Source organism: Kitasatospora cystarginea, from assembly GCF_039533515.1.
GTDB lineage: Bacteria > Actinomycetota > Actinomycetes > Streptomycetales > Streptomycetaceae > Kitasatospora > Kitasatospora cystarginea.
This window is the reverse complement of the sequence record NZ_BAAATR010000094.1, coordinates 1-7,692: the sequence shown is the minus strand read 5'-3', so window position 1 is coordinate 7,692 and position 7,692 is coordinate 1. Positions and strand designations below refer to the sequence as shown.

The following is a 7,692-nucleotide window of genomic DNA, read 5'->3' as shown; positions in this document are numbered from 1 at the left end:
AGGTGCGGACGCCTTCGGCCTCCAGGGCCTGGACCGCGTCGTGGAAGCGGACCGCCTCGCGGACGTGACGCACCCAGTACTCGGGCGAGCACAGCTCGTCCGCCGAAGCGGTCTGGCCGGTCAGCGTGGAGACGATCGGGATCCGTGGCTCGGCGAACGTCAGCCCCTCGGCGACGGTGCGGAACTCCGCGAGCATCGGCTCCATCAGCGGCGAATGGAACGCATGGCTCACCGTCAGCGGCTTGGTCTTCCGGCCCTCGGCCGCAAGCTGCTCGGCGACCGCGACAACGGCCGCCTCAGCACCCGAAATCACCACCGAGGAAGGCCCGTTGACCGCCGCGATGCCCACCTCGCCGGTCAGCAGCGGCAGCACCTCGGCCTCCGAGGCCTGCACCGCCACCATCGCACCGCCCGAAGGCAGCTGCTGCATCAGGCGGCCGCGAGCGGCCACCAGCGCAGCAGCGTCCGCCAGCGACAGCACCCCGGCGACGTGCGCGGCGGCCAGCTCACCGATCGAGTGACCCGCCAGCACATCCGCACGCAGACCCCATGCCTCGACCAGGCGGAACAGCGCCACCTCGATCGCGAACAGCGCCGGCTGCGTGTACCCGGTCTGATCCAGCTCCTCGCCCGAGAACACCACCTCGCGCAGCGGACGGTCCAGGTACTGGTCCAGGTGCGCGAACACCTCGTCCAACGCGTCCGCGAACAGCGGGAAGGCCTCGTACAGCTCACGGCCCATCCCGGCCCGCTGGCTGCCCTGCCCGGTGAACAGGAACGCCGTCCGGCCCTCTACCACCGAACCCTGCACCAGGTTCCCAGCCGACTCACCCGAAGCCAGCGCACCCAGCCCCCGCAGGAACTCCGCACGATCCTCGGCGACGACCACGGCACGACGCTCCAGCGCCGCCCGACCCGTCGCCAACGAGTAAGCCACATCGACAAGTTCAAGCTCACCGGCCGACAGCAGCCGCTCGGCCTGCGCCCGCAGCGCCGCTTCACCCTTGGCCGAAAGCACCACCGGCAGCACCGACGGCGACACGGTCGCCTCGGCAATCGCATCCTCGACGACCGGAGCCTGCTCCAGGATCGTGTGCGCGTTGGTACCGCTGAAGCCGAAGGATGACACGGCGGAGCGGCGCGGCTCACCGGTCTCGGGCCAGTCGGTCAGTTCGGTGACGAGCGAGACGGCACCGGCTGTCCAGTCCACGTGCGGGGTCGGCTCATTGACGTGCAGCGTCTGCGGCAGCACACCGTGCTGCATGGCGAGCACCATCTTGATCACACCGGCGACACCGGCGGCCGCCTGGGTGTGACCGATGTTCGACTTCACCGAACCCAGCCACAGCGGACGGTCCTCGGACCGCTCCTGGCCGTAGGTGGCGAGCAGGGCCTGCGCCTCGATCGGGTCACCCAGGGCGGTGCCGGTGCCGTGCGCCTCGACCGCGTCGATCTGGCTGGTGGCCAGACCGGCGTTCTCCAGCGCCTGCCGGATCACCCGCTGCTGCGACGGACCGTTCGGCGCCGTCAGACCGTTGGACGCGCCGTCCTGGTTCACGGCCGAGCCGCGCACCACCGCCAGCACCGGGTGTCCGTTCCGCTGGGCGTCCGACAGCCGCTCCACGAGCAGCATGCCCACGCCCTCGCCCCAGGCGGTACCGTCCGCCGAAGCGGCGAACGCCTTGCACCGGCCGTCGGCGGACAGACCGCGCTGGCGGCTGAAGTCCAGGAAGGTGTCCGGGGTGGCCATCACGGTGACGCCGCCGGCCAGGGCCAGCGAGCACTCGCCGCCCCGCAGCGCCTGCACCGCCAGGTGCAGCGCCACCAGCGACGAGGAGCACGCGGTGTCGACGGTGACCGCCGGGCCCTCCAGGCCGAAGGTGTACGACAGCCGGCCCGAGACCACGCTCGCCGCGGTACCCGTGCCGAGCTGGCCCTCCAGCTCCTCCGGGGAGTTCATCAGGAGGGCGAGGTAGTCCTGGCCGTTGGTGCCCGCGAAGACACCGGTACGGCTACCGCGCAGCGTGGCCGGGTCGATACCGGCGCGCTCGAACGCCTCCCAGGAGGTCTCCAGCAGCAGGCGCTGCTGCGGGTCCATGGACAGCGCCTCACGCGGCGAGATCCCGAAGAACGCCGGATCGAACTCGGCGGCGTCGTAGAGGAATCCGCCCTCGCGGGTGTAGATCTTGCCGACCTGGTCGGGGTCCGGGTCGTACAGGGTCTCGACGTTCCAGCCGCGGTCGGTCGGCAGACCGGCCATCGCGTCGCCGCCGGAGACGAGCAGTTGCCACAGCTCCTCGGGCGAGGTCACCCCGCCGGGGAAGCGGCAGCTCATCGCGACGATGGCGATCGGCTCGTCGTCGGCGGCAACCCGGACCGCGCTCGGGGTCGCGGTGGCGGCGGCCTGGCCCAGCAGCTCGGAGCGCAGGTGCTCGGCGAGGGCGGCGGCCGACGGATAGTCGAAGACCAGGGTGGTCGGGAGCCGGAGACCGGTGGCAACGCCCAGGCGGTTGCGCAGCTCGACGGCCGTCAGCGAGTCGAAGCCGAGCTCCTTGAAGGCGCGTCCGGCCTCCACCGACTCCGTCCCGGAGTGGGCGAGGACGGCGGCGACGTTGCTCCGGACGAGCTCCAGCAGGGCCCTGGTCTGCTCGGCCTCGGAGAGGCCGGCCAGGCGCCCGGCCTGCGAGGAGGTCGCGGCGGCTCCCGCTCCGTCGGCGGCGGACGCCGCCAGGCGGGCCTCCGGGAGCTCGTTGAACAGCAGGCTGGCCCGGGCAGCCGTCATCGCGGGCAGGAACCGGTCCCAGGCGATGTCGGCGACGGTGAGGGCCCAGTCGCCCTGCTTCAGGGCCTGCTGGAGCGCGGCGATCGCCAGCTCAGGGGCCATCGGCGGGACGCCCTCGCGGCGCAGCCGCTCCTCGAGGGTGCGGTCGGCGGCCATGCCGCCCTGCGCCCACGGCCCCCAGGCGATCGAGGTGGCGGCGAGGCCGTCGGCCCGGCGCTGCTCGGCGAGGGCGTCCAGGAAGGCGTTGGCGGCGGCGTAGTTGCCCTGGCCCGCGTTGCCCACCGAACCAGCGATCGAGGAGAACAGTACGAACGCCGACAGGTCGGAAGTGAGTTCGTGCAGGTTCAGCGCCGCGTCCACCTTCGGACGGGCGACAGCGGCGAACCGCTCGGCGGTCAGACCGTCGACCATGCCGTCGTCCAGCACACCGGCGGTGTGGAACACGGCCGACACCTCGACGGACGCCAGCAGCTCCGCCAGCGCCTCACGGTCGGCGACATCGCATGCCGCCACCGTGACGGCAGCGCCCAACTCGGCCAGTTCGTCCCGGAGTTCGACCGCGCCAGGAGCGTCCAGGCCGCGGCGGCTGGTCAGCACCAGCTGCTCGGCACCATTGCGCACCAGCCAGCGCGCGACCTCCGCGCCCAGCGCACCGGTGCCACCCGTGACCAGGACCGTACCGGACGGCTTCCAGGCGACACCTTCAGCACGCGGGGCCCGCACCAGACGGCGGGTGAACACACCTGACGCCCGAACGGCGACCTGGTCCTCGCCACCAGCGAGCACACCGGCCAGTCGGCCGAGCGCACGCTCGTCCAGCACCTCCGGAAGGTCGACCAGACCACCCCAACGCTCCGGGTGCTCCAGAGCCACCACCCGGCCCAGACCCCAGACCTGAGCCTGCATCGGGTCCGCCAGCCGGTCCGAGCGACCCGTCGACACCGCACCCCGCGTCACACACCACAGCGGAGCGGCGACATCCGCGTCACCCAGCGCCTGCACCAGAGTCGCGGTCAGCACCGCGGGCTCGCCCGCGCCGAGGGCGGCCATCGACAGCACGCCCTCGACGGCCACGCCGTCGGCGACCGCATCACGCAGCAGCTCGGCCACGGCGCCGCGATCGGCGCCGGCCGGGTCGACCAGGCGCACGTCCGCGCCACGACCGGCCAGCGTCCGGACCACGTCCGCCGCAGCGGCGTCCTCGGCCGGTGCCACCACCAGCCAGGTACCCGACAGCACACCGGAGCCGGCCTCACCCGCCGGCTTCCAGCTCACCCGGTAGCGCCAGCCGTCCACCGTGGACTGCTCACGGCTCTGCCGGCGCCAGGCCGACAGCGCGGGCAGCACCGAGCTCAGCGGCTGATCGCCGTCCAGCTCCAGCACCGAGGACAGCGCCTGAAGGTCGCCCTTCTCAACGGCCTCCCAGAAGCTCGCGTCCACCGCGTCCACCACGGCCGTGCCGACCGCCGGGGCGGCCAGGTTCTCCAGCCAGTACCACTGCCGCTGGAAGGCGTAGGTGGGCAGGTGCACCCGACGGGCGCCCAGGCCGGCGAACACGGCCTGCCAGTCGACCGTCACGCCTCGGACGTAGGCCTGTGCGACGGCGGTGGTCAGCGCCTGCACCTCGGAGCGGTCACCGCGGAGCACCGGCGCGAACACCGCCGCCTCGGTCACGCACTCCTGGCCCATCGCGGACAGGACCCCGTCCGGGCCCAACTCCAGATACGTACGGACGCCTTCGCCCTCCAGCGTGCGCACCGCGTCGCAGAAGCGGACGGCCTCGCGGACGTGGCGCACCCAGTACTCGGGCGAGCACAGCTCCTCCGCCGAAGCCGCCTGCCCGGTCAGCGTCGACACGATCGGGATCCGCGGCTCGGCGAACGTCAGCCCCTCGGCGACGGTGCGGAACTCGGCGAGCATCGGCTCCATCAGCGGCGAGTGGAAGGCGTGGCTCACGGTCAGCCGCTTGGTCTTCCGGCCCTGCGCCGCTAGCTGCTCGGCGACCGCGACAACGGCCGCCTCGACGCCCGAAATCACCACTGACGTCGGCCCGTTGACCGCCGCGATGCCCACCTCGTCCGCCAGCAGCGGCAGCACCTCCTCCTCGGAGGCCTGCACCGCCACCATCGCACCGCCAGAGGGCAGCGCCTGCATCAGGCGGCCACGGGCGGCCACCAGAGCGGCGGCGTCCGCCAACGACAGCACACCCGCCACATGCGCCGCGGCCAGCTCACCGATCGAGTGACCAGCCAGCACATCCGGCCGAACACCCCACGACTCCACCAACCGGAACAGCGCCACCTCGACCGCGAACAGCGCCGGCTGCGTGTACCCGGTCTGATCCAACTCCTCGCCGCCGAAGACCACCTCACGCAGCGGACGCTCCAGGCATCCGTCCAGCTCCGCGCAGACGGTGTCCAGAACGGAGGCGAACGCCGGGAACGCCTCGTACAACTCGCGGCCCATCCCGGCCCGCTGACTCCCCTGCCCCGTGAACAGGAACGCCAGCCGGCCACCGGCCACCGATCCCCGTACCACGTCCGCCGCCGGCTCACCGGCCGCCAGCGCGCCCAACTGCCGCAGGAACTCCTCGGGTTCACCGGCCACGACGACCGCGCGGTGCTCCAGCGCCGCCCGGCCCGTCGCCAGGGAGTAGGCGACGTCGGTGGTCGCGAAGCCGGACTCGGTGTCCAGGTGCGAGAGCAGTGCCCGCGCCTGGTCCCGCAGGGCGTCCTCGGTCTTGGCCGAGAGGAGCCACGGCTGGACGGTGGGTGCCGGACGCGAACCGGCCTCGGCGGCCGGCTCGGCCGGTGCCTGCTCGATGATCGTGTGGGCGTTGGTGCCGCTGAAGCCGAAGGAGGAGACACCGGCGCGACGCGGCTGTCCGGTCTCCGGCCACGGCCGGGCCTCGGTCAGCAGCTCGACCGCGCCCGAGGCCCAGTCGACGTTCGGCGAGGGCTCGCCCAGGTGGATGCTCTGCGGCAGCACGCCGTGCCGCATCGCCATCACCATCTTGATGACGCCGGCGACACCGGCCGCGGCCTGGGTGTGGCCGATGTTGGACTTCAGCGAGCCGAGCCACAGCGGACGGTCCTCGGCGTGCTCCTGGCCGTAGGTGGCCAGCAGGGCGTGTGCCTCGATCGGGTCGCCGAGGGTGGTGCCGGTGCCGTGCGCCTCGACCACGTCCACCTGGTCGGCGGTCAGCCCGGCACTGGCCAGCGCCTGGCGGATGACCCGCTGCTGGGAGGGGCCGTTGGGGGCGGTGAGGCCGTTGGAGGCACCGTCCTGGTTGATCGCCGAGCCGCGGACGATCGCCAGCACCGGGTGCCCGTTGCGGCGGGCGTCCGACAGGCGCTCGACCAGCAGCATGCCCGCGCCCTCGGACCAGCTGGTGCCGTCCGCGTCGGCGGAGAAGGACTTGGAGCGGCCGTCCTTGGCCAGGCCGCGCTGGCGGCTGAAGTCGATGAACGCCTCGGGCGTGGCCATCACGGTCACACCGCCGGCCAGCGCCATGTTGCATTCGCCCTGCCGCAGGGCCTGCACGGCGAGGTGCAGCGCGACCAGCGACGAGGAGCAGGCGGTGTCGACGGTGACCGCCGGGCCCTCCAGGCCGAAGGTGTAGGAGACCCGGCCGGAGGCGATGCTGCCCGAGGTGCCGGTGCCGAGGTAGCCCTCGACGCCGTCCGGGACGGAGCCGATCCGGGTGGCGTAGTCGTGGTACATCACACCGGCGAACACGCCGGTACGGCTGCCGCGCATGGTGGCCGGGTCGATGCCCGCGCGCTCGAAGGCCTCCCAGGAGACCTCCAGCAGCAGGCGCTGCTGCGGGTCCATCGCCAGCGCCTCGCGCGGGCTGATGCCGAAGAACGCGGGGTCGAAGAGGCCCGCACCGTGCAGGAAGCCGCCCTGGTCGGCGTAGCTGGTGCCGGGGTGGTCCGGGTCCGGATCGAAGAGGTGGTCCAGGTCCCAGCCGCGGCCGGCCGGGAACTGGGAGATCGCGTCCACTCCGGCCGTGACCAGCTGCCACAGCTCCTCGGGCGAGCCCACCCCGCCCGGGTAGCGGCAGGCCATGCCGACGATGGCGATCGGCTCGTCGTCGACCCGGGGTGCCGGGAGCTGGGCGGCGGCGGTGCCGTGGTCGGCGCCGACGATCTCCGAGCGCAGGTACTCGGCCAGTGCGGCGGGCGTGGGGTAGTCGAAGATCAGGGTCGGCGGGAGCCGCAGGCCGGTGACGGCGTTGAGCTCGTTGCGCAGCTCGACCGAGGTCAGCGAGTCGAAGCCGATCTCGTTGAATGCCCGGCCCGCCTCGATCACCTCCGGCGAGGCGTGGCCCAGTACGGCGGCCACGCGTACCCGGAGCAGTTCGAGGATCTCGCGGTCCAGCTCGGCCTCGGACAGCCCGGCCAGTCGGCGCATCAGCTCGGAGCCGCCACCGGCGGCCCCGCGGGCGGCGCGCCGGGCGGGGGTGCGGACCAGTCCGCGCAGCAGGGCGGGGAGGGTGCCGGCGGCGGCCTGCTGGCGCAGCGCGGCCGGGTCGAGCCGCATCGGGAGGAGCAGGGCCTGGTCGCTGCCGGTGGCGGCGTCGAAGAGCGCGACGCCCTCGGCGTTGGACAGGCCGGTCATGCCGGCGCGTGCGAGGCGCTGGAGGTCGGCGGCGTCGAGGGTCTCGGCCATGCCGCCCTCGGCCCACAGGCCCCAGCCGAGGGAGATCGCGGGGAGTCCGGCGGCACGGCGCTGAGCGGCGAGGGCGTCCAGGAAGACGTTGGCCGCAGCGTAGTTGCCCTGGCCGAGGCCGCCGAAGGTGCCCGCGTTGGAGGAGAAGAGCACGAACGCGCTCAGGTCCAGGCCGGCGGTGAGCTCGTGCAGGTTGAGGGCCGCGTCCACCTTCGGGCGCAGCACGGTGTCGATGC

General features: G+C 73.1%; 1 protein-coding gene. It reads right to left on the bottom strand.

Annotated elements, in window-relative coordinates; translation table 11 throughout:
• Positions 1 to 7,692: type I polyketide synthase (locus tag ABD369_RS39500; protein WP_344641480.1), on the bottom strand; the 7,692-nt coding region annotated here is incomplete at both ends.